The organism is Streptomyces sp. NPDC045678, assembly GCF_056432085.1.
Window position 1 is genome coordinate 972,006 of sequence record NZ_JBWKJS010000001.1, and the last position, 25,016, is coordinate 997,021.

Sequence of the window (25,016 nt, forward strand, 5' to 3'; positions counted from 1 at the left end):
CAGCTGGACGCATCTGCCGCTTCTGGCGCACCGTTCGACGCCCGCAGGTTCCCACCGGGACCCCACGAGTTCCACGGGCAGCACGAAGCAGCCGGTACGCAGGCCTAAATGCGCAGCACCGACAGGTGGGAGAGGAGTATGCGAGGCGGCGGCGGATTGGGCCGCAAGGTGTGCAGGAGCCGTCCCGGCGCGTGCGCGTGGACGACAGTCCCGCCCGGCCGCAGCAGTCCGGCCCGCAGCAGCAGAAGAAGCGTGAACGCGCCCAGCACCGCCAGGCACACGGACAGCGGATCCATGGCCATCCCGCCCCGCGAGCCGGACACGGGCTCAGCGACACGCTCGCCCGCGGTGACGCGCTCGCCCGCAGGGACGCGGCCGTGCACGGAGCCGCGCCCGTGCGCGGAGTCGCGCCCGTGCGCGACGGCACCGGGGCGGTGGGCGGCGGGGCGGTGGGCGACGGCGGTCCCTGCCGGGCGGGCGGTGGTCCCGCGTTCGTGCTGCGCGGCATCAGGCCGCGGGGCGTCCGCACCGCCTGCGTGCGGCGTGCCGGCCGGCGGCCGGGTGGCGGCTCCGCGATCGTCCGGCCCGGTTCCGTCCCGGCGGGCGGTGGTCCCTGCCTGGCGGGCGGGGGTTCCGCCTGTGTGCGGCGTGCCGGCCGGCGGCCGGGTGGCGGCTCCGCGATCGTCCGGCCCGGTTCCGTCCCGGCGCGCGGTGGCCCCTGCCTGGCGGGCGGGGGTACCGCCTGCGTGCGGCGTGGCACCCGGCCCCCAGGCGGTTGCATCGCGTTCGGTCGGCACGGCGTCAGCCCCGTGGTGCAGCCTGCCGGTCGGCACGGCGTCAGACCCGTGGTGCAGCCTGCCGGTCGGCACGGCGTCAGTCCCGTGGCGCAGCGTGCCGGGCCGGTGCGGGCCGGAGGCGTCGGCGCCCGCGTGCCGCGTCGCGGTGGGCTCGGGCCCACCCCCGTGGCCGCCCGAGGGATGCCCCAACGTATGCATCGTCACGATCCCGAGCAGCAGCGCGGCGAGCAGCAACAGCCGCCCGTGACCCGTGCCGCTCCTCGTCCTCGCCATGCGGCAAACCCTACCCCCGCCGGGTATACGGCGACATGCGGACCCCCACCGCTCCGACGATCATGTGCGCATGACGAACACGGACAAACCGCAACAAACCCGTGCGGGAGGCCTGCCGGAGCCGGACCCCGCCATTCCGCGGCAGGTCATCTCCTGGGTGACGCTCGCCCTGATGACCACCGCGTCCGTCGCCAGCCTGCGTCCGTCGCCGTCGATGGCCATCTACGGACTGGCCGCCGTCTTCCTCTACCTCCTGCCCGCCGTGGTCTTCCTGCTCCCCACCGCCCTCGTCGGCGCCGAGCTCGCCTCCGGGTGGTCGGGCGGCATCTACAGGTGGGTGAGCGAGGCGCTGGGCAGGCCGCTGGGGTTCGTCGCCGTGTGGTGCCAGTTCGCCATGACCATCGCGTACTACCCGAGCCTGCTCGCCTACGTGGCCTCGACGTTCGCGTACGTCATCCACCCGAGCCTCGCCGAAAACGGCCCCTACGTAGCGATCGTCATCGTCGTCATCTACTGGACGGGCGTCTGGGTCACCTGCCGGGGCACCAAGACGGTCGCCGGGCTCTCCTCCCTGGGGCTGATCATCGGCACCCTCGTCCCAGGTGTCGTCCTCGTCGTCCTCGGCCTCGTCTTCCTGGGGCAGGGCAACGCGTCCGCCGCGCCCATGAGCCCCGACCACTGGCTGCCCCCGTGGACCGGCCTCGCCAGCCTGGTCCTCATCGTCAACAACTTCCTCTCCTACGCGGGCATGGAGATGAACGGCGTCCACGTGTCGTCGCTGCGCCACCCCCGCGCCGAGTACCCGCGCTCGATCTTCCTCGCCACCGGTCTCGTCCTGCTGATCTTCATCCTTCCGGCGCTGGCCATCAGCTGGGTCATGCCGTCGAAGGAGCTCAGTCTCACCGCCGGTCTGATGCAGGCCTTCCAGGCGTTCTTCGACCACTTCCACGTCGGCTGGCTGACGAAGGTCGTCGGGATCATGCTCGTCATGGCGGCGCTGGGCGGCATGCTCACGTGGCTCGCGGGGCCCGCGAAGGGTCTTGTCGCGCTCGCCCGGCAGGAGGGCTATCTGCCGCCGATCCTGCAGAGGTTCAACAAGGCGGGCGTCCCGCGCAACATCATGGTCGCGCAGGGCGTCGTCACCACGCTGATCGGACTCCTGTACGCCTTCAGTGACGACGTCTCCAGCGCGTACTGGATGTTCTCCGTCATCACCGTGCAGATCTACCTCATCGCGTACCTGCTGATGTTCGTGGCCGTCGTACGGCTGCGGACGTCGCGGCCCGAGGTGCCGCGCGGCTTCGTGGTCCCCGCCGTGAAGGTCGTCGCGGCCGTCGGATTCGTCGCGTCGCTCGCCGCGCTCGCCATCGGCTTCGTGCCGCCCGACCAGTTCGGCAAGGGCCCGCTGTGGCGCTATCTGCTGATCGTCGGCGGCGGTCTGCTCGCGCTCGGCGTGCTGGCGCCCGCCGCCTTCCTCAAGTACCGCAAACCCGGCTGGATCCACCCCGACCACAGGACGACAGACCTCAGGGCGACATATGAGTCGAAATAGCGTGTACCCGCCGATGTCCTCCCCTACGACGGCAGCCACCCCCATGGCGAACCGACCGAAGCAACCGAAACCGCGGCGCCGTGCAGGGGGGCCCGCCCGGATTTCGCGGTCCACCGCCGCGCGCCTCCTCGCGGGTCTCCTGCTGGCCGGCGCCCTCGCGTACAGCATCTGGGCGGTCGAGGTGTTCCTGCCGACCGGGCTCTCGCCCCGCACGGCGTACGTCAGCGAACTCGCCGCCGAGGACCAGCCGTACGGGACGTTCTTCCGCACGGTGGACCTCCTTGCGGGGCTCCTCGTCCTCGCGGGCGCGGTGTGGGCACTGGGGGTCCGGAAACCCCGTCAGACGTGGCTGTTCGCGGCGGGCTCGGCAGGGCTCGCGCTGTTCGGTGCGGCCACCGCGGCCGACTCACGGCTGCCGCTGAGCTGCGCGGCGACCGCCGACCCCGGCTGCCTCGCGCGGGAGCGGGCGGGCGACGTGCCCTGGACGCACTCCGCGCACACTGTCAGCAGCAGCCTCGCCGTCACCGGGGCACTGGTCGGCATGGTCCTGCTGACCGTCGTCGCCCGCCGCCGGGCCGCACCCCGGCCCGCGCTCGCACGCACGGGACCGTTCCTCGTCGTCCTCGAACTGGCCGCCACCGGCTGGACCCTGGCGTCCGTCGCCGCGTTCGAGGCAGGGCGGGGGACGTGGGGCCTCGGGATCGGGCAGCGGCTGCAGGTGCTGTTCATCGCCGTGTGGCTCGTCGTCCTCGCGCGGGACGCGGCGGCGGAGGCACGCCGGGAGTGACGACGTTCGTACGGATCGGGGGAGTGCCGCACCACGTCGAGGTGACGGGCGGCGGACCGGTGTGCGTGCTCGGCGCCGGGCTCGGGCTCGGCTGGTTCGACTGGGACCCGGTGGTGCCGCTGCTGGCCCCGCACCGGACCGTGGTCCGCTTCGACCGCCCCGGCCTCGGACTCAGCGGCCACGCGCGCGTGGCGCCCACCGTGCGGGGCGAGGCGGAGCGGATCCTGCGGGTCCTGGACGCGGTGGGGCTCGGCGGGGCGCGGGCGACGGTGGTCGGGCACTCGCTCGCCGGATTCCACGCGGAGGCGTTCGCACGGCTGTACCCGGCGCGTACGGAGGGGCTCGTCCTCGTCGACTCCAGCGTGGAGGAACGGCCGCGCGCGCTGCTGCCGCGCGGGGTGCGGGTGCCGGCCACGCGCGCGTGCGGCGCGCTGCTGTGCGCGACAGGGCTGCCGCGGGCGGTGGGACCGACCCTGCGCAGGCTGACGGCGCCGACACCGTGGGCGTGGCTCTACGGAGGCAGCAGGGTGTGGCGGGCCGCGCTCATGGAGTACGTGACGTACGGCGACACGGCCCGTGAACTCGCCGCGCTGCGACGGCGCCTGCCCCTGCCGGAGGGGCTTCCGGTCACGGTGCTCGCCGCCTGCTCAGGGGGTTCGCGACGATGGCTCGACCGCCAGCGAAGGCTGGCCCGAAGCCTCGGCGGTGCCCTCCGCGTGGCGGAGCCATCGGGCCACCTCATGATGCGAGACCAGCCCACAGCCGTGGCGGAAGCGGTACTGACGGCCCGACGGGCCCTCACCTGAGGCGAGCGCCCTGCGACCACCCCGGCCGCGGTTCCACGGCGGCTACCCGGGCCCCGGTTCCACGGTGACCGTCCCCGTCCCTGCCCTCCCCCAGAGCACCCCGCCCCTAACCCCCAGCCCCCCGAACCCGCCGCACACTGTCCCGGATGACGATGTGTGTGCCCAGGACGTGGCGCTCCTGGACTGTCCGCGGGGAGCCTGTGAGCGCGCGGCGTACGGCCGTGCGGCCCATCTCCTCGGCGGGGATGTGGACCGTCGTCAGGCCGGGCGTGATGTCGCCCGCCACCGGGTCGTCGTTGTAGCCGACCACCGACATGTCCTCCGGTACCCGCAGGCCGTACTCCCGCAGCGCGGTGATCGCCGCCGCGGCCGCCCGGTCGTCGCCCGCGAAGACCGCCGTGAAGCCGGGCCTCCCGTCCGCCTCCTGGAGGAGATCGCGCATCGCCTGGTAGCCGTGGTTCTGCCCGAAGCCCGTCCCGTGCAGGACCGCGTCGCCGCGCGGCACCCCGTGGTCGTCCAGCGCCCGGAGGTACCCGGCGAGACGGTCCTCGCCGGTCGTGTTGCCGGGCTCGTAGCCGAGCAGGGCGATCCGCCGGTGTCCGGCGCCGAGCAGGTGGCTGGTCACCGCGTGGGCGCCCGCCTCGTTGTCGTACTCCACGACCAGCGCGGGCACGTCGGGCGCCGGAGCCGGGCGCCCGCACAGCACGAGGCGGGATCCCGCCGCCGCGAGCGCCTCGGCGTAGCGCGCCATCCGCTGCCGGTACTCGTCGTCCTGCACGACACCGCCCACCAGCATCACCGCCTCCGCGGCCTGCTCGCGCATCATCTGGACCAGGGCCAGCTCACGGGCCGGATCGCTGCCCGTGGACGCGACCAGGGTGAGCCGGCCGTGCTGGGCCGCCTCCATCTCGACGCCCTGCGCGACCTGCGCGTAGAACGCGCCCACCACGTCGAACATGAGGACCGCGATCGTCTTGCGTCCGGCGCCCGCCAACGCGCGCGCGTGCGCGTTGGCGACGTAGTCCAGGTCCTTGACCGCCCGCAGCACCTTGGCGCGCGACGCCGTGGACGTCGGGTAGTTGCCCGCGAGGACCCGCGAGACGGTCGCTACCGAGACGCCCGCGCGCGCGGCCACCTCGCGGATGGTGACCCGCTCACCCACTGTGTCTCCCTCTCCTGGCCGTCGGCCGGCCTTCGCCCGGCGGCCAACCCGCCGGTACCGGGGCGGAGTTGCCCCCAAGGGAGCCCGCCCCGGACCATCATCGCCTGCCCCGCCCCCGGGTCAGTGCGCGGCCTCGTACTCCTTGAGGAACTCCTCCGCGGCCCGCTTGCCGCCCTGGGACTGCCACTTCTGGTGGATGCCGTCCCAGTCGGAGAGCTTCTTGCGGCCGGAGACGATCGCCGTCACGCCGTCCTCGACGATCTGCTGCATCGTGGCGCCCTGCCGGTTGAACGTCTCCGACATCAGCCCCCAGTGGTCGTCGGGCACGAGGAGCGGGACGACCTTCTTCTCCCAGGCGTGCAGCCGCTTCGTGAGGTCGGGGAAGCCGGGGAAGTAGAGCGGCTGCGGGGCGTCCATCAGGTAGGGGAAGGGCAGGTTGGTCTTGGAGTCGATGAGGCCGGTCTCCGTGGCGACCGGATCGCCGTCCTTGTTGTACGTGAAGTGGGTGCCCTCCACTCCGTAGTGCATCAGCTCGTACTCCTTCGTGCCGAACGGCGACGCGAGCCAGTTCAGTACGCGGAGCATCAGCTCGACGCGGTCCTTGGAGGCCTTCTTGATGACGGTGTAGCCGAAACAGCCGCGGTTCTGCTGGTAGACGGGCGTCACGCCGTCGACCGTGTACGGCTCCGCGACGTCGAGGGTGAACTCGTCCTTGATGCCCTGGGCGTTGGAGACGGCCGCGCCCCAGCCGTCCGTCATCGAGCGGACGGTCCCGTTGTAGAACTGGGTCTTCAGGTCGACCTGGGAGATCGACGTGGCGTCCGGGTTGTACGAACCGGCCTCGCGCAGCTTCGCCATGTACTCCAGCGCCGCCTTGAACGCGTCGGTCCCGTACATGTCGGTGGCCTTGCCGCCCTTGATCTGCCACTGGTTGGGCGCGCCGTGCCACATCGCGTGGTACAGATACCCGTAGAAGCCCACCGTGGAGGCGCCGAGGGCGAACTTCTTGCCCCGCGAGGCCTCCTCGGCCATCGCCCGGAAGTCGGGCGCGGACATGCCCGGCCGGTAACCGGCCTCGTCGAACGCCTCGCGGTTGATGAACATCGCGCCCTGCACCTTGGCGCGTTCGATCGGCAGCCCGTAGACGCGCCCGGCGATGCGTCCCATGCCCTCCCAGGCGTACGTGGGGATGTTGGCGAGGTTGGGGTAGTCCTTGACGGCGTCACCGGACAGGTGGTCGCTCAGATCGGCGCACCGCGCCTTCACGAACTGCGACTCGCGCGGCAGTACGTACCCGCCACCGAAGTTGATCATGTCGGGCAGGTCGTCGCCCGACATGAGCGTGGACATCTTGGCGCGGAAGTCCGCGTCGGGCACGACGGTGAACTCGACCTCGACGCCCAGCGCCTCGTTGACGGCCTGCCAGTACTCGTTCCTGCCGACCGGCTTCGGCGGGGTGCCGTACGTGATCGTCATGACCTTGATCTTCTGCTTGCCGGTGCCCGGCTTCTCGGCCGTCGCGCGGACCAGCTTCTCCGGGTACTTCGTGTACCCGGGCTGCACGCCCTCGGCGGTCGGCGCGAGGTCGGGGGTCGGGCCCTTCGCCGGGGTGTACGTCGGCCAGGGCGCGGCCTTCTTTCCGGCGTTGGAGACGTTGCCGCCGCCGCTGGACCCGGTCGAGCAGGCGGTGAGGACGGACGGGGCGGCCAGGGCCGCGCCACCGACGGCTATGGAGCGGAGCACGGTACGCCGCGACATCGAGGAACCGGACACGTGAATGAGCCCTTCTGGACGACGAATTGAGGTATCAGCTCTTGATGGCGCCGGTGAGCACGCCCTTGGTGAAGTACTTCTGCAGGAAGGGGTAGACGAGCAGGATCGGCACGGTGGCGATCACCAGGACGGCCATCTGCGTCGTCTGCGGGGCGGAGACCATGCCCGCCTCGCTCAGCCCGGTGTCGGCGATCTGCGAGCCGCCGATGACGTACGTGCGCAGCACCTGCGACAGCGGCCAGTGGCCGGACTCCATGTAGATGGAGGCGTGGAACCAGGCGTTCCAGTAGCTCACGGCGTAGAAGAGGGAGACCACCGCGAGGGCCGCCTTAGACAGCGGCAGGACGATCCGCCACATGATGTGCCAGTCTCCGGCGCCGTCGAGCCTGGCCGCCTCGTACAACTCCTCGGGAATCCCCTGGAAGAAGCCGCGCAGCACGATCAGGTTGAAGACGTTGATGAGCACGGGCGCGACGAGCGCGGCATACGTATCCATCATCCCCATGCCCTTGACCAGCAGGAACGCGGGGATCATGCCGGGCGGGAAGAGGAAGGTGAAGAGGATGAGCAGCAGGACGGGCTTGCCGCCGAAGACGCCGGGGCGGGCCAGGGCGTACGCGAGGAAGGTGGTGCACGCGAGCGAGAAGAGCGTGCCGAGGACCGTGAGGCCGACGCTGACGCCGAGCGCCTTGGTGACGATGCCGCCGTTGAGGATGGTCCGGTAGGCGCGCAGGGTCGGATCGCTCGGCCACAGCACCCAGCCGCCGTTGTCCACGACCTCGCGGTTGGAGGCGAGGGAGGTCGAGACGATGACGAGGAACGGAACGAGCACGAGCGCGAGAACCACGGCCACCGCGACGCCCTTGGCGGCCTTGGTCGCGACCCGCGGCTCCTCCCTCCAGGCGGGACGCGTGACGTGCTTGCCGCTGCCGATGACACTCACTTGTAGACCCCCTGCTCACCGAGCCGGTGCGCGATCCGGTTGGCGGTGAAGACGAGCGCCGCGCCGACGACGCCCTTGAACAGACCGGCGGCCGCGGCGTAGCCGGTGTCGCCGCCGACGATGCCCTGCCAGAAGACGAACGTGTCGAGCACCTCGCCGACCTCGGGACCCACCGACTGCCGTTGCAGCAGCATCTGTTCGAAGCCGACGGAGAGGATGTCGCCGAGCCGCATGATCAACAGCAGGATGATGATGGGCCGGATGCTGGGCAGCGTGACGTGCCAGAAGCGCCGCCAGGGCCCGGCCCCGTCGATCGCGGACGCCTCGTACAACTGCTCGTCGACCTGCATCAGCGCGGCGAGGAAGATGATGGTCCCCCACCCCGCGTCCTTCCAGATCACCTCCACGACGACGAGCGGCTTGTACGCGTCCGGGTTGCCGATGATGTCGACGGTGTGCAACCCCGAGTCGCTCAGGAAGGTGTTCAACAGCCCTGTGTCACTCAGCACTTGCTGGAAGAGCGCGACCACGACGACCCATGACAGGAAGTGCGGCAGATAGATCACGGACTGCGTGAAACGACGCAGCAGATCCGAGGTCAGACTGTGCAGGAGCAGGGCGAGCGCCAGCGGAGCCGGAAAGAAGAACACCAGCTGCAGCACGGCGATGAACAGGGTGTTCCACGTCGCGTGCCAGAAGTCCGGATCGCCGAACATCCGCGAGAAGTTCTCCGTGCCCACCCACGGGCTGGCCCACAGTCCGTCGAAGGGGACGTACTCCTTGAAGGCCACCGCGTTGGCGACGAAGGCGCCGTAGTGGAAGACCAGGAAGTACACGAGGCCCGGCACCATGAGCAGCACCAGGACACGCGTGCGCTGAAACCGCTTCCACAGCGCACCACGCCCTGATTTAGGGCCACTTGACCCGCTATCGCTTCTCCCGGGCGGCCTCACCGCCCCGGTTTCCGCCCGTTCCTTCGTCACCGTCGGCACGGCAACCCCTCCGTCGTCGGAATAAGGTGCCCGGAATCTAAAGCGGTTACTTCGCCCGGTCAACCCCCCTGGCCTCACGCTCTCTTGACCACTCTCCCGGATTGGACCTAGCCTCCAGGCGCTGGTTGGTAACCGGTTACTACAAGGGACGGTCACGCGTGGCAGATCAGGCAGAGCGGGCGGATCGGCGGGAGCGGAGCGGTGACGGGCCACCGCTCGCGGCCCTGGCCATGGGCGTCGAGGTCGCGGACCGCGTCTTCACCCCGGACCTGCGCGAACGGCTGTCCCGCAGCGTGGAGTTGTCCTCGCTACTGCTGTCCGGACCGCTCACGTCACCCGAGGCGCGGGCGGTACTCGCCGATACGGAAATCCTGATCACGGGCTGGGAGTGCCCGCCCCTGACCACGGAGATCCTCACCCGCGCGCCCCACCTGCGCGCGGTCGTCCACGCGGCGGGCTCCGTCAAACCGATGGTCACCGACGCGGTCTGGGACCGGGGCGTCGTCGTCTCCTCGGCGGCGGACGCGAACGCGGACCCCGTGGTGGCCTTCACCCTCGCGGCGATCACGTTCGCGGCGAAGGGCGCGCTGTCGTCGGCGGCCGGCTACGCCTCCGGGTGGCCGTCCTTCACCGCCCGCACCGGGGCGGACGCGCGCACGATCGGCGTCGTCGGCGCGTCGCGGATCGGGCGGCGGGTGATCGCGGCGCTCCGGGCGTCGGACGCGGGTTGCCGGATCCTCCTCACGGACCCGTACGTGGCCCCTGCCGACGCGGCCTCTCTCGGCGTGGAACTGGTGGAACTCCCGGAGCTCTGCTCACGCAGCAGCATCGTCACGATCCACGCGCCCCAACTCCCCGAGACGGAGGGCCTCCTGAGCGCCGACATGCTGAAGCTGATCACCGACGGCGGGGTAGTCATCAACACGGCTCGGGGGGCGCTGGTCGATACGGAGGCGCTGGCGCGGGAGTGCGGGACGGGACGCCTCGACGCGTTCCTCGACGTCACGGACCCCGAGCCGCTGCCCGCCGACCACGCGCTCCTCCACCTCCCCAACGTGCTGGTGACCCCGCACATCGCGGGGGCGCAGGGGAGCGAGGTGCGCAGGCTCGGGGAGTACGCGGTGGCGGAGGTCGAGCGCTACGTAACCGGACGCGCCCTGCGCGGCCAACTCCTCGAATCAGACCTCCCCCGCCTGGCGTGACCCGCCCCCTGGGCCCCCACCCCACCCCCGCCGCTCCGCGGCGAATGCTCCCCGCCCACCCACCCATTCACCCCGCACCGCCCTGCGCGGGCAGGAGCACCGATCCCGCCGCTCCGCGGCGGATGCTCCCCACCCGCCCACCCGTTTGCCCCGCGACGTCCAGCGGGAGTAGGAGCGTGCGCGTCCCGGTGCGTCCCGGTGCGTCCCGGTGCGGCCCGGTAGGCACAAGCCCCCACCGGGCCGCACCCGCCCGCGAGACGGGAGGGGACGTGGGGGTATGTGCGCACGGAGCACCGAGCTCACCACGACGGCCGGGAACATTCCGCGTGGCGCGGGGATGGCGAGTACGCACATACCCCCGCGGCCCCGCCCCCACAGACGGGCCCAAGGCGTCCCGGCCCTCACCGAGGCGCACCCACAGACGGGCCCAAGGCGTCCCGGCCCTCACCGAGGCGCACCCATGGACGGGCCCAAGGCGTCCCGACCCTCACCGAGGCGCACCCATGGACGGGCCCAAGGCGTCCCGGCCCTCACCGAGGCGCACCCTCAGACGGACCCAGGCGCACCGCCAGTTACGGCTTGGCGCCCCGCGCCTTCAACATCGAAGCCATCAGCGCGATCTCCGACTCCTGCGACTCCACCATCCCCCGCGCCAGCCTCCGCTCCGCGGACACCTCGCACCGGTCCACACAACCCTGCGCCATATGCACCCCACCCCGATGGTGCCGCGTCATCAGCTGCAGGTAGAGGACCTCCGCCTTCGTGCCGCTGAGCTTCCCCAGCCGCTTCAGCTCCGCCCCCGTAGCCATCCCCGGCATCAGCGCGCCGTCCTTGCCCGGCGGCATGTCGCCCATGCCCATCCACTCCATCGGCGCCCCTTCCGGCACCTTCGGCAGCTCCCACAGGTCCAGCCACCCGAGCAGCATCCCGCGCTGGTTGGCCTGCGTCTGGGCGATGTCGTACGCGAGCCGCCGCACGTCCTCGTCGTCGGTCCGGTCCCGCACGATGTACGACATCTCCACGGCCTGCTGGTGGTGGACCGCCATGTCGCGCGCGAACCCCGCGTCGGCCGACGAACTCGCGGGCGAGCCGCCCGAGTCGGAGTCCGTGGCGGCCACCGCCGCCGTGATCCCGCCGCCGGCGACGACCGCGGCAGCGACCGCCCCGACGATCCAGTTGGTACGCCGCCTCACGCCAACCCCCACCTAACAGAGCCCACACACCTGACCGAGCTCACCGCGCCCACGCACCTGACCGAGCCCACCCACCTCACCGATCCCACGCACCCGACCGAGCCCACCAAACCCACCCACCTCACCGAGCCCACCGAGCCACCCACCTCACTGCCCACGACCGCTCGTGCACGCCGCCCCCGGCTCCGGCGTCTGCTTGCCCTGGACGTACGTGGAGAAGAATTCCTTGACCTTCGGGTCGTCCGCGCCGGTGACCGTCCGCTGGTGCGCCCACGCGGTCAGCATGACGGGGTCCTTCTGGTCCTTCACAGGGCTCATCAGCGAGTACGGCGTGGCCTTGACCTTCGCTTCCAGCTTCTTCAGGTCGGCCGGTTTCGCCTCGTCGTTGTACGTGACCCAGACGGCACCGTGCTCCAGGGAGTGCACGGCGTTCATCTCCGGGATCTCCTCCTTGTAGACGTCGCCGTTGCAGTTCATCCAGACCTGATCGTGGTCCCCGCCGACCGGCGGCGTCATCGGGTAGTCCACGGTCTTCGTGACGTGCGTACGGCCGAGCTTGCCCCAGACCTTCTCGCCGTCCGCCGAGACCTTGTACTTGGGCCAGTCCTTCGCGCTGCTCTTCGAGTCGGAGTCGGAGTCGTCGGAGGCCTTCGAGACGAGGAAGTAACCGCCCACGCCGAGCGCCGCGACGACGACCGCGCTGACCGTGATCATCAGGGCCCGGCCCCGCCGGTCCCGTGCGCGCTCGGCCCGGCGCATCTCCTCTATCCGGGCCTTGCGGGAAGCGTTGCTCGTGTTCTTGGCGGAACCCATGGTGTGTCCTTCTGCGGAAAGGGACGGACGGGACGACGAACGAGTCCGCTGATCGTAATGGGACGGAGAGCCGTACTACAGAGTGTCCTCGGATCGATCCGTGGCGGGGGCAGACGAATCCGCGTACCAGCAGGTACGACGGGGCAATTTGAGCCAACCGAGCGCGTTCCCTACGCTCGACCGTATGCGGCTCATGCGCTCCACCGACCTGGCACTGCGCACCCTCATGCGCCTGGCCGTGGTGGACGGCGCGGCCGGCGCCCCCACGACGCGCGAGGTGGCCGCCGACATGGCGGTGCCGTACACCCACGAGACGAAGGTCGTCGCCGAGCTCCAGAAGATGGGCCTGCTGGAGGCCCGCAGGGGCAGGGGCGGCGGGCTCGCGCTGACCGAGGCGGGCCGCCGGGCGTCGGTCGGCGCGCTGGTGCGGTCCTTCGAGGGCACGGGTGACGTCGTGGACTGCGAGAGCGGCACGCCGTGTCCGCTGAATTCGGCGTGCCGCCTGCGTGACGCGCTGCGCAAGGCGCAGGAGGCGTTCTACGCCTCCCTGGACCCGCTGACGGTGGCGGACATCGTCGCGAGCCCGACGGGCCCGCTCCTCCTGGGCATCACGACCCGCCCCACCCCCTGACAGCTCGGCCCCGCGCCGGCCACGAATCAGCCCCGCGCCAGCCAAAGATCGGGCCCGAACACCTCGTAGTGGATGTCGGCCGCGGCGACCCCGCGTTCGATCAGCTGGGAACGTACCGCCCGCATGAACGGCAGCGGCCCGCACAGGTACGCGCGCGTGCCGGCCGGGATCGCGGGCAGGGCGGCGAGATCGGCGTACCCCGTGAGCTCCGCGGGGTGACCCGGTTCCGGCCGCTCGTAGAAGAAGTACGCCGAGCCGTCCGGGAGTTTGGCGGTGTACGCCTCGTGGTCGGCCCGCAGCGCGTGCTCCGCGGGGGAGCGGTCGGCGTGCACGACGGTGACCGGCGCCCGGTGCCCCGACGCGGCCAGCTGCTCCAGCATGGCGATCATCGGCGTGACGCCGATGCCCGCGGAGGCGAGCAGCAGCGGAACGTCCGCATCCGTCTCGTCGAGGACGAGGTCCCCGTACGGCGGGGAGACGCGGAGGACATCCCCCTCCCGCACGCGCGCGTGCAGGTGGTTCGAGACCTCGCCCTCGGGCGTCCCCGCTTCCCCCCGCACCCGCTTCACAGAGATCTGCCGCACGTCGGAGCCACCACGGCCGCCACCGCAGGTCGACCCGCCGACCGACCCCCCGGTGAGGCTGTACTGCCGTATCTGCCGCGCCCCGTCCGGGAGCCGTACCTGCACGGACACGTACTGCCCCGGCCGGAAGCCCGGCGCGGGCGCCCCGTCGACGGGCCGCAGCCGGAACGTGGCGACGTCCTCCGTCTCCTCGACGCGCCCGACGACCTCCCACTCACGCCACGTGTCCTCGCCCGCGGTGACGCCCTGCCCGGCGTAGAGGCGGGCCTCGATGGCGATGAGGGCGTTCGCCATGAGCCAGTAGACGTCGTCCCACGCGGCGGCGACCTCGGGCGTGACCGCGTCGCCGAGCACCTCGACGATGGCGGCGAAGAGGTGACGGTGCACCGTCTCGTACTGGTCGGGGGCCACGCCGAGCGACGCGTGCTTGTGCGCGATGCGGTTCAGCATCACGTCGGGCCGCTCGTCGGGGTGCTCCACCAGGTGGGTCGCGAACGCGGCGATGGAGCCGGCCAGGGCCTGCCGCTGCGTCCCCGCGGCCTGGTTGCCGCGGTTGAAGAGGTCCCTGAGCAGCTCGGGACGGGCAGTGAAGAGCCGGTCGTAGAAGCGTTCGGTGATCTCACCGATCGCCGCTCCGACGACGGGAAGCGTGGCGCGGACGGTCGCGGCCGACTGTTCTGACAGCAACGTGGGCTCCTCAGTGCCTGATGACAGTGCCTGATGACGAGAGCGGGACGCAGTACAGGACCTAGCGCGCAGGGCGCAGGGCGCAGTAAGGCAGCGCGCAGTAAGGCAGGGTTACGCCCCCCTTGTCTGTTTCGGCCCTCAAATTAGCATCTCAAATGCAAGTTATAGCGGCGGGGGTCCTGTCGAAGGTCCGACCAGGGGCCGGCCGGGGTCCGGCCGAGGATCGGACACGGCGTCGGGGACCGCCGCCGTTACGGCCGGACGGTGCAGCAGGCACTATGGGCACAGAGCGGCAAGAGGAACGGCTCGAACGCCGCGGCACGGGGCCCGCAACGCGCACGAAACCAAGGAGTGGGATGCTCGTGTGCCCGGTGTGTCCCGGGGTGTGAATGCAGGTGGCCTGACCAGCAAGGATGGGTGGAAGCGGAAGATGAACAAGCAGCAGGAATTCGTGCTCCGTACGTTGGAGGAGCGCGACATCCGTTTCGTGCGCCTGTGGTTCACGGACGTCCTCGGCTTCCTCAAGTCGGTGGCCGTGGCCCCCGCCGAACTGGAGCAGGCCTTCGACGAGGGCATCGGCTTCGACGGCTCGGCCATCGAGGGCTTCGCCCGGGTGTACGAGTCGGACATGATCGCCAAGCCGGACCCGTCGACCTTCCAGGTGCTGCCCTGGCGCGCGGAGGCCCCCGGCACGGCCCGCATGTTCTGCGACATCCTGATGCCGGACGGCTCCCCGTCCTTCGCGGACCCGCGCTACGTGCTCAAGCGCGCCCTCGCCAAGACCTCCGACCTGGGCTTCACCTTCTACACCCACCCCGAGATCGAGTTCTTCCTGCTGAAGGACAAGCCGCTGGACGGCTCGCGGCCCACCCCCGCAGACAACTCCGGCTACTTCGACCACACCCCGCAGAACGTGGGCATGGACTTCCGCCGCCAGGCCATCACGATGCTCGAATCCATGGGCATCTCGGTGGAGTTCAGCCACCACGAGGGCGCCCCCGGCCAGCAGGAGATCGACCTCCGCTACGCCGACGCGCTCTCCACGGCCGACAACATCATGACGTTCCGCCTGGTCATGAAGCAGGTCGCCCTGGAGCAGGGGGTGCAGGCCACCTTCATGCCGAAACCGTTCTCCGAGCACCCCGGCTCCGGCATGCACACCCACCTCTCCCTTTTCGAGGGGGACCGCAACGCGTTCTACGAGTCCGGTGCCGAGTACCAGCTCTCCAAGGTCGGCCGCTCCTTCATCGCGGGCCTGCTGCGGCACGCCGCGGAGATCTCGGCCGTCACCAACCAGTGGGTGAACTCCTACAAGCGCATCTGGGGCGGCTCCGAGCGCACCGCGGGCGCGGGCGGCGAGGCACCCTCGTACATCTGCTGGGGCCACAACAACCGCTCGGCCCTGATCCGTGTCCCGATGTACAAGCCCGGCAAGACCGGCTCGGCCCGCGTCGAGGTCCGCTCCATCGACTCCGGCGCCAACCCCTACCTGACCTACGCGGTGCTGCTCGCCGCCGGCCTCAAGGGCATCGAGGAGGGCTACGAACTCCCGCCGGGCGCCGACGACGACGTGTGGGCGCTGCGCGACGCGGAGCGCCGCGCGCTCGGGATCGAGCCGCTCCCGCAGAACCTCGGCGAGGCGATCGCCCTCATGGAGAAGTCCGAACTGGTAGCCGAGACCCTCGGCGAGCACGTCTACGACTTCTTCCTGCGCAACAAGAAGCAGGAGTGGGAGGAGTACCGCTCGGAGGTCACGGCCTTCGAGCTCCGCAAGAACCTGCCGGTTCTGTAGACGCAGGTCAGAGCGCTTCTCGCTCACTTCCCCGAGAGGGCCCACGGCCGACGCCCGTGGGCCCTCTCGGCTGTCTGCCTGCGGCTGGGCCGTCTGGCGCTTCGATCCACCAAACCGGACCTGAGCCCAGTGACTCTGACGCGCCGCACCGAAGCAGGGCCTGCTTGGGGCCGTTCCAGACGTCGCTGATGGGCACGGGTTACGCGAGACGGGGACTGAAGCAGGTCGTTCCGCACCTCATCCATGAGTGTCAAGATCTCTTCGGCCCCCTCGTGACCAACGGGGATGAGATCGTCAAGGGATTGCGACATTTACTGACAGGATCGGGCAGGTAGCAGCGAAGATTCTCGTATGACTGACGCGATGGGCTTGGGGAATGGCTTCAGTACATCCAAACAGGAAGGTGGGGGCGCGAAGGTGTACCTCCTCCATCTGTACATTTTCCTTCCGAGCGCCTGAGAGACGAATACCTGGCAACAGTTCCCGAGAGGTCTGACGAAGAAGTAAAGAACCTGCTTCGAAAATTTCTCGTGCGCAGTGGAACCTACTTCGCGGACAGGGTGTATCTCGAATCGGCAGTGCAGGCAGCTAAAAGCGGTGATCGTACCCTTTTTTCTCTGCTCAGGAAGAGGGAATTTGGTAGAAGATTGATTCGCTGGGGAGCTCGAAAAGAGGTGGCGGCGTGGGAGGGGGTCACGTGGATTCTTGATCTTATTCCTGATCAGCCTGAAGAGGCTTTGAGGGTGTTGTCTAATTTCTACGCCGTCCACGCTCAGGAACTGCCGGATTCCCTTCATGCTTCTTTCGGTGATGCAGCTGCGCTCATTCGATCCTGCTGGATCGAAGTCGGCCCCACTAGTGAAGATGCACTTCAGGTGCTACACGGCCTCTCTGATCGAGATTTCGAAAAGCTGACCGCCGCGCTTTGGGAAAAGCTAGGGTACGAAACCGAGGTTACACCACCCCAAAAAGACGGCGGGTGGGACGTTACGGTGACTCAGGCGGCTCCAGGCCACCGAATTACGATGATTATCGAATGCAAGAAATGGACTGCCAAAAAGGTGGGTGTTGAGATCGTTGACAGGCTGACTGGAGTTATGTACATGGAGAGAAAGTCCCATGGTGTTCTGGTTACAACTTCGGAATTTACTGCGGGGGCTCGCAGAAAGGAGATGGGTGAGCCCCGTATTGAACTTATCGATGGTCTCGCCTTTGTCGGCATGATGAATGACAAGTTTGGTCCAAGATGGACATCCAAGATTGAGTATCTAATGCGACGCAAATGAGGGTGGACTGCCTTCCAGCCTGGCGGTCCAAGGCCACAGCCCGCCTGGGACGCAAGTACTGACAGGCCCTCACCTTGGAAAGCTCAGGCCATCCAGGGGAAGTTGGGCGACTGGCCTGCGAGGGAGTTGGCCCGACTGCTCTCGATGGCGACGGTCTGTTGCCCGCCGTTCCCCGCTTCGGCGTAGCGCCCGCAGCGCGAGCCGGAGGTGTGAGCACGCAGGGCGGCGGGAGCCGAAGCGCGCCTGGCGGAGCCGAGCGCATACGGGCCTTTGAACCAGTGGAAAACTTGCAACTCAGGCGCCGCGTGAGATGTGCCAAAGAGGTGCTTCGTACTGGAGTGGGCGACGGTTGATCAGCAACTCCCGTAGAAGTTGTCGTTGTTGGCCGCCGAAGCCCAGGGTCTCGGTGATTCTGCGGAAGGTCGTGTGCGTGGTGCCGCGTCGGCGGGCCGCTGCCTCGAACTCGTCGAGGCGGTGGAGTGTGCGGGTGGGGTCGATCTCGCGGGGTGGCTGGGTTGCGAGCCGATTCGCCTTGTTGCGCTCGTAGTCGATTTCCGAGTAGCCGCAGATTTCCCGGCTGCGCTGCTCCGCCTCGGCGAGGGTTTTCGTGGTGAGGAGAGCGCGGGCCAGCCTATTTCGGTGCAACGCCTGGTTCAGGGTCGCTTCGTGGAGGGTGGCGCTGTGTTCGGTGAGGGGGACCGGTAGGCCGGCGTCTCTGACTTCGCACAGGCCGCGGACTCCCCGTGCCGCGGCGGCCAGCATGCCCGTGGCCTCGGAAGGGTGCCATTCCAGTACCGGGATGATCGGTTCGATGTGCTTGCTCGTGAACGTCAGGACCGGCGGGCCCATGCGGTCGGTCAGGTCTTCGGTCGGGATCTCGCCGTCCAGGCCCGGGCCGGCAATCAAGAGCCGGACACGGGCGTCGAGTTGGGAGCATGCTGCGAGCGTTAGTGCGTCTGCGAGGGGGCTGCGGAGCGTGGGCTCGTCTCCCCTGGCGAGGATGTCGCCGCCGACGTCCAAGAGGTCGATGGACTCGGGGTTCAAGTGTTGTACTAGTGAGGCGAGTTGGTGCGCGATGCCGTCGGCGCCGTGCTGGGGGTCGAGCAGGGCGAAGGTGTGGGGGAGTTCGTTCGCCAGCCGGGGGAGCGTGGAGCCGGCCGGTGCGATCGGTCTCGCGGTCGGCGGGACCGTCCGTACGCTTGGCGTGAGCGGGGCCAGTCCCGTGAAGTCGTCCGGCCCTCGGGGGCCCGGCACCGGGTCGACGAGCAGTCGGTCCCACGCGTACGTGAGGATCACCGCTGGGCTTCCGCTGTCCCCATAGAGGGCCGCGTCGACCACCGCGGCGGCGACGGCGTCGCCCCCTCCTCCGGCTGCCACGATCAGGCGTGTCATCCGCGTCAGCGTAGGCGTTCGCGTGTTGGCCACTCGCCCTATAGTGGCCACTGGCCATAGCCACTTAGCAAGGGGAGATCCGATGCCGCAGATCGAAGAGGCCCAGCCCAAGTACCTCCAGATCGCGCACCACATCCGCGATCAGATCCTGCGGGGCGACCTGCGGCCCGGTGACGAGGTTCCGTCCGAGCGGCAACTCGCCGCCGCATGGACGGTGTCCCGGCCGACGGCGGCTCGATCGCTGGAGGTACTGAGTCATCAGGGGCTGGTCGAGAAGCGGCAGGGGTCGGGTACCTACGTCCGCGGCCTGGCCGTCAATCGCCGGGCTCGGGAGCTCTATGGGCGCGCGAGGCAGACCGGCAAGATGTACACGCCCGGTGAATACGCGGTGATCACCGCGGCGGGTTGGCTGGAGGCGCCTGACCATGTGGTCGAGGCACTGAGTCTGGCACCTGGGGCCCGTGTCGTTCATCGTCGCCGCGTGACCAAGGACGCGTCCGGGCCGATCGCGATCTCCACCTCGTGGTTCAGCGGCGATGTAGGGGAAGGTGCGCCCAAGCTCCTCGATCCTGAACGCATTCAGGAGGGCACCCTCATGTACGTGGAGAACATGACGGGCCGCCAGGGGAGTTACGCGCAGGATCGCATGTGTGCTCGACTGGCGACCGAGGATGAGGTCTCGGACCTTGAACTCGCAGCTGGCTCCGCTGTCTTGGTCTGCCGACACGTTGTCTATGACGTGCAGGATCGCCCCCTCGAGTTCGCCGAGGCCGCGTACCCGTCCGGTCGTTGGGCGTTCGAGCAGGGTTACCCGATCGGTTAGAGAATCCCGACGCTCGGCGCCAACCGCTTGTGGCCTCAAGTGGCCAATGCCACTATCCAGTAAGTGGCTAAGGCCACTTCACTGGAGGAGTGGTGCTCATGACGGATCTGTGTGGTCGCCCGGAGGAGGCTTGCCCGCTCGGGGGTATGACCCTCTATCCCGTGCCCGAGTCCGTGGCTCGGGCACGACGATGGTTTCGCAAGTTCACAGCCTCGTACGACCTGACGTGTTCGATCGACGACTGCCTCCTGATGCTCTCGGAGCTGGTGACGAACGCTGTCCTCTATGGCGAGGCTGAGGAATCCTGGAAAGTGCGTGTCGAATGGTGGCGTGCGGGAGAAGCCCTGGGGGTCGACGTACACAACCCGGGGTTCCCGACTGACGTCAGGCGACGTGACCCCGACGCGGATGACGCGCATGGGAGAGGCCTGCTCCTGGTCGATGCGCTGTCCGACTCGTGGTGCGCCGGCCCCAGTCGTTTCGGTGGCACTGTCGTCTCCTTCAGGGTCGATGCGGCCTGGAAGCCGAGTTAGAGGTCTCCCGCTCCCCGCGAGGCGCCCGCCCTCACCGGTGCATGATCAGGACGAGCACGGTCACCAGGCTCGCGCCGACGACCAGTGCCGACCCCAGCTCCGCGTTGTGCAGGGCCGCGTACGTCCCGAGTGCTCCCACCAGGAGCAGGATTAGGGCTCGCAAGCTCATTTCCTCGTGCACCGAGAACCTCCGTGTCGATCGCTTCGTTCCGATGACTTCATCAGGAACGGGAGAGTTCATGGGGCTACCTGAACGGCAGCTTCGGAGTTGCGACGATCCTGGGTGAAACACCTGCTCAGGGGAGGGATTCACTTTAGAGTGGTGAAGCTTTGAACTCTGAAGTGGAGTGCTCTGAAGCGGGGCGCTCCAGAGGGGCGTGGGTGCGGGAGTGCAGGGGATGAAGCGGGGGCAGCTGCCAGACCCGGCCGCGGTGTCGTCCGTGGCGGGACTCGCGGCCGCGGCCAAGGCGCTCGTCGCGGCGCTCGGACTGAAGCAGAATCAGGTGGCTCAGCGCAGCGAGCTGTCCGAGGGCACGGTCTCGGGTCTGTTCAAGGGGCGGTCCTGCCCGCGCGAGGACACCTTCGAGCGGTTCATCACCGAGGGATGCGGCCAACCGTGGAAGCCGTGGCACGAGGCGTGGGTCCGGGCGTATTCGGAGCGCCGGCGGCCGTCGTCCAACGATCTCGCCGCCGAGGTGGAGGCGCTGCGCGCACGGGTCGAGGAGCTGGAAACGGTCGTCGACGGCCTGCGCGCCGTGGCGCGCGCGCAGGCACGGACGCCGGCGCAGGCGGACGGGGTGAACGACTGGGCCCGGCAGTCGCGCCGCCAGCAAGGAGCACAGTTCCTGGCGACGGTCGGACCCGCCGACTTCCCCGTCGTCTCGGGGCTCACCGCCAGGGTGGTGCACGTCTCCGAGGTGGACGAGTTCCTGGGGAAGGTCAAGGAGCTGGCCCTCCAGGACATGGCGGAACTGTCCGTCTTCGTCCTGACCCACGCCGGATCCTTCCCGCCCGTCCTCGCGGATGAGCACTGGGACACCGGTTACGACGAGGCGACCGTCGACGCGTACGTGAGGCGCCTCAGACACGAGGTCGTACGCCACCTCGGAGTCGCCACGCCTGCGGCGGAAGCGCCCCCGCAACGTGCCTGGCCCGCGAAGGACCCGTGGGCGGAGCGCCCTGCCGGCGGGTCGCTCCCGGCCCTGGAGAGCTCCAGCGGGTGGGTCAGCGACGAACCGCCCTTCTGAGGGGGCGCCCGGCCTTCGGAGGGGCATGCTCTGCTGAAGGGCACGTCCTGCTGAAGGGCACGCCCTTCTAGGGGACACGCCCTTCTGAGGGGCATGCCCGCGGCCCCTCCCCGACCCTCCCCACCCCTCCCCGCCCGGCGGCGGTCAGGCCTTCGGCACGATCGCGTCCCGCAGCGACGTCGTCGCCCGCACCCGGTACTCCTGGATCGCCCAGCCGTTGCCGTCCGGGTCCTTGAAGTACATGAACGTCCCGCCGTCCTGCGGGGCGTGCTGCACCGGCTCGCTGACGTCCAGGCCGCGCGCGACCAGCTCGGCGTGGGCCGCCTTCGCGTCGGCGACGCACAGCTGCAGGCCCTGATAGGAGCCGACGGGCGGCCTCGGGCCCGCCATCGTCTCCCAGAGCGCGTCACCCGCCAGGGCGATGGAACAGCCCGAGCCGGGCGGGGTCAGCTGGACGATGCGCATGCCCGGCATGACCTCCGTGTCGATGTCGACGTGGAAGCCCAGCTTGTCGCGGTAGAACTCCATCGACCGGTCGATGTCGCCGACCGGGAGCGGGATCACTTCGAGTGTGTATTCCATGAGCCGCAGTACATCAGGGAGTTGGGGCCGTGTCAGCGGCCGCGCGCCGGGTGTCGCGGGGCCGTCGGGCGCCGGTTCGCCGGGGAGGCCTTAGGCTCGGGCCGAGGAGTGATCGAACGGAGGCTCGCATGACGGTGCCGCAAGGGCGACGAAGCAGTACGTTCACGCGGCTGCTGCGGCACGGCTTCACCGACCCGTCCGCCGCGGAGCGGCTCCTCGACGACCCGGCGCTGAGCGCCCTGCGCGACGACCCGCTGCTCCTGGACGCGCTCGGCGCCACCGCCGACCCGGACCTGGCCCTCCTCGGCCTGGTCCGGCTCGTGGAGGCGCAGGACGACGACCTCGGGCGGCGGGAGCTGCTCGACACCCTCGTCACCGCGAAGCCCCTGCGCGACCGTCTCCTCGGCGTGCTCGGCGCCTCCGAGGCCCTCGCCGACCACCTGGCAAGACACCCCCTCGACTGGCGTGCCCTCGTCACCTACGAATCGGCGGACCTGCACCCCGGCGTGGAGGAGTTCGAGCGGGGCCTCGCCGACGCCGCCGACCCGGAGTCGCTGCGCGTCGCCTACCGCCGCTGCCTGCTCTCCATCGCGGCCCGCGACGTGTGCGGCACGACCGACGTCGCCGAGGCGGCGGCCGAGCTCGCGGACCTCGCGACGGCGACACTGCGGGCGGCGCTCGCCCAGGCCCGCGCGGCCGCGCCCGGCGACGACGCGCAGTGCAGGCTCGCGGTGATCGCGATGGGCAAGTGCGGCGGCCACGAACTCAACTACGTGTCCGACGTCGACGTCATCTTCGTCGGCGAGGCCACCGAGGGCACCGACGAGGACAAGGCGATGCGGGCCGCGACCCGCCTCGCCTCGCACATGATGCGGATCTGCTCCGACACGAACGTCGAGGGCACCATCTGGCCCGTCGACGCGAACCTCCGTCCCGAGGGCAGGAACGGCCCCCTGGTGCGCACGCTCTCCAGCCACCTCGCGTACTACCAGCGCTGGGCGAAGACCTGGGAGTTCCAGGCCCTGCTCAAGGCCCGCCCGGTCGCGGGCGACCTCGCGCTCGGCGAGGAGTACGTCGACGCGCTCGCCCCGCTCGTCTGGCAGGCCGCCGAACGCGAGAACTTCGTGCCCGACGTCCAGAAGATGCGGCGCAGGGTCGTCGAGAACATTCCGGCGGGCGAGGTGGACCGCGAGCTGAAGCTCGGCCCCGGCGGGCTGCGCGACGTCGAGTTCGCCGTGCAGATGCTCCAGCTGGTGCACGGCCGCAGCGACCGGTCGATCCGCAGCGGATCGACGCTCGTCGCACTGCAGGCACTCGGCGCGGGTGGCTACGTGGGGCGCGTGGACGCCGCCCAGCTCGACGACGCGTACCGCTTCCTGCGCTCCCTCGAACACCGCATCCAGCTCTACAAGCTGCGCCGCACCCACCTCGTGCCCGAGGGCGACGCGGACCTGCGGCGCATCGGCCGCTCCCTCGGCATGCGCACCGAGCCGATCACCGAGCTCAGCCGCGCCTGGAAACGGCACACCTCCGTGGTGCGCAGGCTCCACGAGAAGCTCTTCTACCGTCCACTGCTCGACGCCGTCGCCCAACTCGCCCCGGGTGAGGCGCGGCTGAGCACGGAGGCGGCCCGCGAACGCCTCGTCGCGCTCGGCTACGCGGACCCCAGCGCGGCGCTCAGGCACCTGGAGGCGCTGGCGTCCGGCGTGACCCGCAAGGCGGCCATCCAACGCACTCTGCTGCCGGTACTCCTCGGCTGGTTCGCGGACTCCGCCGACCCCGACGCGGGCCTCCTCGGCTTCCGCAAGGTGTCCGACGCACTCGGCAAGACCCCCTGGTACCTGCGGCTGCTGCGGGACGAGGGCGCGGCGGCGGAGAACCTCGCCCGCGTCCTTTCCGCCGGACGCCTCGCCCCCGACCTGCTGCTGCGCGCCCCCGAGGCCGTCGCTCTCCTCGGCGACCAGGGCGGTCTCGAACCGCGCGGCCGCGCCCATCTGGAGCAGGAGATACTGGCCGCGGTGCGCCGCGCGGACGGCGCCGAGCAGGCCGTGACGGTGGCGCGCGGGGTGCGGCGCCGCGAGATGTTCCGCACCGCGGCCGGTGACCTCATCGGCTCGTACGGCACGGAGGAAAGCCCCGCAGAGGCCGACCCCGGCGCGCTCGTGGACCGGGTGGGCGACGCCGTGTCGGACCTGACGGCCGCCACCATCGCGGGCACGCTGCGCGCCGTCGTCCGCGAAGGCTGGGGCGAAACGCTCCCCACCCGCTTCGCCGTCATCGGCATGGGCCGCTTCGGCGGCCACGAGCTCAGCTACGGCTCGGACGCGGACGTCCTCTTCGTGCACGAGCCGCGCGAGGGCGCCGACGAACAGGAGGCGGCGAAGGCGGCGGCGAAGGTCGTCGCCGAGATGCGCAGACTCCTGCAACTCCCCTCCGCCGACCCGCCGCTGCTCATCGACGCCGATCTGCGCCCGGAGGGCCGCAGCGGCCCGCTGGTGCGCACCCTGCGCTCGTACGAGGCGTACTACCGCCGCTGGTCCCTCGTATGGGAGTCCCAGGCGCTGCTGCGGGCCGAACCGGTCGCGGGCGACGAGGAGCTCGGGCGCGCCTTCGTCGAACTCGTCGACCCGCTGCGCTACCCGGCGGAGGGCCTCGGCGAGGACGCGATCCGCGAGATCCGCCGCCTCAAGGCCCGGATGGAGGCGGAGCGCATGCCGCGCGGCGCCGACCCGACCCTCAACGCGAAGCTGGGCCGCGGCGGCCTGTCCGACGTCGAGTGGACCGTGCAGCTCCTCCAGCTGGAGCACGGCTGGGCCGAACCGGGGCTGCGCACGACCCGGACCCGGGAGGCCCTGGCCGCGGCCTGCGCGGCGGAGCTGATGTCGACGCAGGACGCGGCGACCCTCGACGAGGCGTGGGTCCTGGCGGCCCGCGTCCGCAACGCGGTCATGCTGGTGCGCGGAAGGGCCGGCGACACGTTCCCCTCCGACGGCCGCGAACTGGCGGCGGTCGCCCGGTACCTGGGGTACGACACGGGCCACGTCGGCGACATGCTGGACGACTACCGGCGCATCACGCGCAGGGCGCGGGCGGTCGTGGAGGAGCGGTTCTACGGGGCGTGACGGGCGTGAGGTCCGCGGGCGCCGTCCGCGCTGCCCCATCAGAC

Annotated in this window: 22 protein-coding genes; 11 read left to right on the forward strand and 11 right to left on the reverse strand. The window is 70.1% G+C overall.

The window, feature by feature from the left end; genetic code table 11:
* Positions 1–104 precede the first annotated feature (104 nt).
* Positions 105–1,070, reverse strand: a complete 966-nt coding sequence (locus AC07DO_RS04255; protein ID WP_479056934.1) for a hypothetical protein — start codon at positions 1,068–1,070, stop codon at positions 105–107.
* A 70-nt stretch (positions 1,071–1,140) separates the two neighbouring features.
* Between AC07DO_RS04255 and gadC the strand changes: the two genes are divergently transcribed.
* The 3 genes from gadC to AC07DO_RS04270 are packed head-to-tail and all read left to right on the forward strand — an operon-like array spanning position 1,141 to position 4,215.
* Positions 1,141–2,622, forward strand: a complete 1,482-nt coding sequence (gadC, locus tag AC07DO_RS04260) for a glutamate/gamma-aminobutyrate antiporter GadC (RefSeq protein WP_479056936.1) — start codon at positions 1,141–1,143, stop codon at positions 2,620–2,622.
* A gap of 43 nt (positions 2,623–2,665) precedes the next feature.
* On the forward strand, positions 2,666–3,409 hold the full coding sequence (locus AC07DO_RS04265; protein ID WP_479056938.1) for a DUF998 domain-containing protein: 744 nt from the start codon (positions 2,666–2,668) through the stop codon (positions 3,407–3,409).
* Positions 3,406–4,215 (forward strand): alpha/beta fold hydrolase, encoded by an 810-nt coding sequence (locus AC07DO_RS04270; RefSeq protein WP_479056939.1) that lies wholly within the window; start codon positions 3,406–3,408, stop codon positions 4,213–4,215. The genes AC07DO_RS04265 and AC07DO_RS04270 overlap by 4 nt, the downstream gene beginning before the upstream one ends.
* Positions 4,216–4,321: 106 nt before the next feature.
* Here the strand turns inward: AC07DO_RS04270 and AC07DO_RS04275 are convergent, their stop codons facing one another.
* The 4 genes from AC07DO_RS04275 to AC07DO_RS04290 form a co-directional block, all read right to left on the reverse strand.
* The gene (locus AC07DO_RS04275; protein WP_479056941.1) at positions 4,322–5,377 is read right to left on the reverse strand and encodes a LacI family DNA-binding transcriptional regulator; all 1,056 of its coding nucleotides are present in this window, start codon (positions 5,375–5,377) and stop codon (positions 4,322–4,324) included.
* 120 nt (positions 5,378–5,497) lie between these two features.
* Positions 5,498–7,135 (reverse strand): type 2 periplasmic-binding domain-containing protein, encoded by a 1,638-nt coding sequence (locus AC07DO_RS04280; protein WP_479056942.1) that lies wholly within the window; start codon positions 7,133–7,135, stop codon positions 5,498–5,500.
* Between the two features lie 49 nt (positions 7,136–7,184).
* Entirely contained in the window at positions 7,185–8,084 is a 900-nt protein-coding gene (locus AC07DO_RS04285) for a carbohydrate ABC transporter permease (RefSeq protein WP_479057517.1), read from the reverse strand.
* Between the two features lie 5 nt (positions 8,085–8,089).
* Positions 8,090–8,944: an ABC transporter permease gene (locus AC07DO_RS04290; RefSeq protein ID WP_479057518.1), complete on the reverse strand. Its 855-nt coding sequence runs from the start codon at positions 8,942–8,944 to the stop codon at positions 8,090–8,092.
* A gap of 299 nt (positions 8,945–9,243) precedes the next feature.
* On the opposite strand from AC07DO_RS04290, the gene AC07DO_RS04295 reads away from it, so the two are divergent.
* Positions 9,244–10,287, forward strand: coding sequence for a hydroxyacid dehydrogenase (locus AC07DO_RS04295; RefSeq protein ID WP_479056943.1), 1,044 nt, complete (start codon positions 9,244–9,246; stop codon positions 10,285–10,287).
* A gap of 572 nt (positions 10,288–10,859) precedes the next feature.
* Here AC07DO_RS04295 and AC07DO_RS04300 read toward each other — a convergent pair.
* Both AC07DO_RS04300 and AC07DO_RS04305 read right to left on the reverse strand, forming a co-directional pair.
* Entirely contained in the window at positions 10,860–11,480 is a 621-nt protein-coding gene (locus AC07DO_RS04300) for a DUF305 domain-containing protein (RefSeq protein ID WP_479056944.1), read from the reverse strand.
* A 147-nt stretch (positions 11,481–11,627) separates the two neighbouring features.
* The gene (locus AC07DO_RS04305; protein WP_479056945.1) at positions 11,628–12,293 is read right to left on the reverse strand and encodes a DUF3105 domain-containing protein; all 666 of its coding nucleotides are present in this window, start codon (positions 12,291–12,293) and stop codon (positions 11,628–11,630) included.
* Positions 12,294–12,477: 184 nt separating this feature from the next.
* Between AC07DO_RS04305 and AC07DO_RS04310 the strand changes: the two genes are divergently transcribed.
* Entirely contained in the window at positions 12,478–12,924 is a 447-nt protein-coding gene (locus AC07DO_RS04310; protein ID WP_479056946.1) for an RrF2 family transcriptional regulator, read from the forward strand.
* Between the two features lie 26 nt (positions 12,925–12,950).
* On the opposite strand, the gene AC07DO_RS04315 is transcribed toward AC07DO_RS04310, so the two are convergent.
* Positions 12,951–14,195 (reverse strand): globin domain-containing protein, encoded by a 1,245-nt coding sequence (locus AC07DO_RS04315; protein ID WP_479056947.1) that lies wholly within the window; start codon positions 14,193–14,195, stop codon positions 12,951–12,953.
* A gap of 430 nt (positions 14,196–14,625) precedes the next feature.
* Here AC07DO_RS04315 and AC07DO_RS04320 point away from each other — a divergent pair, with 430 nt between their 5' ends.
* Positions 14,626–15,987 carry a glutamine synthetase family protein gene (locus AC07DO_RS04320; RefSeq protein ID WP_055564891.1) on the forward strand — a complete coding sequence of 454 codons (1,362 nt, stop codon included), beginning with the start codon at positions 14,626–14,628 and terminating at the stop codon, positions 15,985–15,987.
* Between the two features lie 530 nt (positions 15,988–16,517).
* Positions 16,518–17,273, forward strand: a complete 756-nt coding sequence (locus tag AC07DO_RS04325) for a restriction endonuclease (RefSeq protein ID WP_479056948.1) — start codon at positions 16,518–16,520, stop codon at positions 17,271–17,273.
* Between the two features lie 294 nt (positions 17,274–17,567).
* Here AC07DO_RS04325 and AC07DO_RS04330 read toward each other — a convergent pair whose 3' ends face one another.
* Entirely contained in the window at positions 17,568–18,665 is a 1,098-nt protein-coding gene (locus AC07DO_RS04330) for a DUF1152 domain-containing protein (protein WP_479056950.1), read from the reverse strand.
* A gap of 82 nt (positions 18,666–18,747) precedes the next feature.
* On the opposite strand from AC07DO_RS04330, the gene AC07DO_RS04335 reads away from it, so the two are divergent.
* Both AC07DO_RS04335 and AC07DO_RS04340 read left to right on the forward strand, forming a co-directional pair.
* Complete coding sequence (locus AC07DO_RS04335; RefSeq protein ID WP_479056952.1) at positions 18,748–19,488, forward strand: GntR family transcriptional regulator; 741 nt, start codon at positions 18,748–18,750, stop codon at positions 19,486–19,488.
* Between the two features lie 98 nt (positions 19,489–19,586).
* Positions 19,587–20,021, forward strand: coding sequence for an ATP-binding protein (locus AC07DO_RS04340; protein ID WP_479056954.1), 435 nt, complete (start codon positions 19,587–19,589; stop codon positions 20,019–20,021).
* Between the two features lie 31 nt (positions 20,022–20,052).
* Here AC07DO_RS04340 and AC07DO_RS04345 read toward each other — a convergent pair whose 3' ends face one another.
* A complete protein-coding gene (locus tag AC07DO_RS04345) occupies positions 20,053–20,184 on the reverse strand; it encodes a hypothetical protein (RefSeq protein ID WP_479056955.1) in 132 nt (43 codons plus the stop codon).
* 235 nt (positions 20,185–20,419) lie between these two features.
* Between AC07DO_RS04345 and AC07DO_RS04350 the strand changes: the two genes are divergently transcribed.
* The gene (locus tag AC07DO_RS04350) at positions 20,420–21,268 is read left to right on the forward strand and encodes a hypothetical protein (protein ID WP_479056957.1); all 849 of its coding nucleotides are present in this window, start codon (positions 20,420–20,422) and stop codon (positions 21,266–21,268) included.
* Between the two features lie 144 nt (positions 21,269–21,412).
* On the opposite strand, the gene AC07DO_RS04355 is transcribed toward AC07DO_RS04350, so the two are convergent.
* Positions 21,413–21,850: a VOC family protein gene (locus tag AC07DO_RS04355; protein WP_479056958.1), complete on the reverse strand. Its 438-nt coding sequence runs from the start codon at positions 21,848–21,850 to the stop codon at positions 21,413–21,415.
* A 128-nt stretch (positions 21,851–21,978) separates the two neighbouring features.
* Here AC07DO_RS04355 and AC07DO_RS04360 point away from each other — a divergent pair, with 128 nt between their 5' ends.
* Positions 21,979–24,972 carry a bifunctional [glutamine synthetase] adenylyltransferase/[glutamine synthetase]-adenylyl-L-tyrosine phosphorylase gene (locus AC07DO_RS04360; protein ID WP_479056960.1) on the forward strand — a complete coding sequence of 998 codons (2,994 nt, stop codon included), beginning with the start codon at positions 21,979–21,981 and terminating at the stop codon, positions 24,970–24,972.
* Positions 24,973–25,016: the final 44 nt, after the last annotated feature.

What these genes read in the sequence shown, in the direction of transcription:
- AC07DO_RS04280 (WP_479056942.1), bottom strand. Translation starts at nt 7,135, where the DNA reads ATGTCGCGGCGTACCGTGCTCCGCTCCATAGCCGTCGGTGGCGCGGCC.
- AC07DO_RS04305 (WP_479056945.1), bottom strand. Translation starts at nt 12,293, where the DNA reads ATGGGTTCCGCCAAGAACACGAGCAACGCTTCCCGCAAGGCCCGGATA.
- AC07DO_RS04350 (WP_479056957.1), top strand. Translation starts at nt 20,420, where the DNA reads ATGAAGCGGGGGCAGCTGCCAGACCCGGCCGCGGTGTCGTCCGTGGCG.
- AC07DO_RS04340 (WP_479056954.1), top strand. Translation starts at nt 19,587, where the DNA reads ATGACGGATCTGTGTGGTCGCCCGGAGGAGGCTTGCCCGCTCGGGGGT.
- AC07DO_RS04255 (WP_479056934.1), bottom strand. Translation starts at nt 1,070, where the DNA reads ATGGCGAGGACGAGGAGCGGCACGGGTCACGGGCGGCTGTTGCTGCTC.
- gadC (WP_479056936.1), top strand. Translation starts at nt 1,141, where the DNA reads ATGACGAACACGGACAAACCGCAACAAACCCGTGCGGGAGGCCTGCCG.
- AC07DO_RS04265 (WP_479056938.1), top strand. Translation starts at nt 2,666, where the DNA reads ATGGCGAACCGACCGAAGCAACCGAAACCGCGGCGCCGTGCAGGGGGG.
- AC07DO_RS04290 (WP_479057518.1), bottom strand. Translation starts at nt 8,944, where the DNA reads ATGGTGCCGGGCCTCGTGTACTTCCTGGTCTTCCACTACGGCGCCTTC.
- AC07DO_RS04335 (WP_479056952.1), top strand. Translation starts at nt 18,748, where the DNA reads ATGCCGCAGATCGAAGAGGCCCAGCCCAAGTACCTCCAGATCGCGCAC.
- AC07DO_RS04320 (WP_055564891.1), top strand. Translation starts at nt 14,626, where the DNA reads ATGAACAAGCAGCAGGAATTCGTGCTCCGTACGTTGGAGGAGCGCGAC.
- AC07DO_RS04310 (WP_479056946.1), top strand. Translation starts at nt 12,478, where the DNA reads ATGCGGCTCATGCGCTCCACCGACCTGGCACTGCGCACCCTCATGCGC.
- AC07DO_RS04360 (WP_479056960.1), top strand. Translation starts at nt 21,979, where the DNA reads ATGACGGTGCCGCAAGGGCGACGAAGCAGTACGTTCACGCGGCTGCTG.
- AC07DO_RS04355 (WP_479056958.1), bottom strand. Translation starts at nt 21,850, where the DNA reads ATGGAATACACACTCGAAGTGATCCCGCTCCCGGTCGGCGACATCGAC.
- AC07DO_RS04330 (WP_479056950.1), bottom strand. Translation starts at nt 18,665, where the DNA reads ATGACACGCCTGATCGTGGCAGCCGGAGGAGGGGGCGACGCCGTCGCC.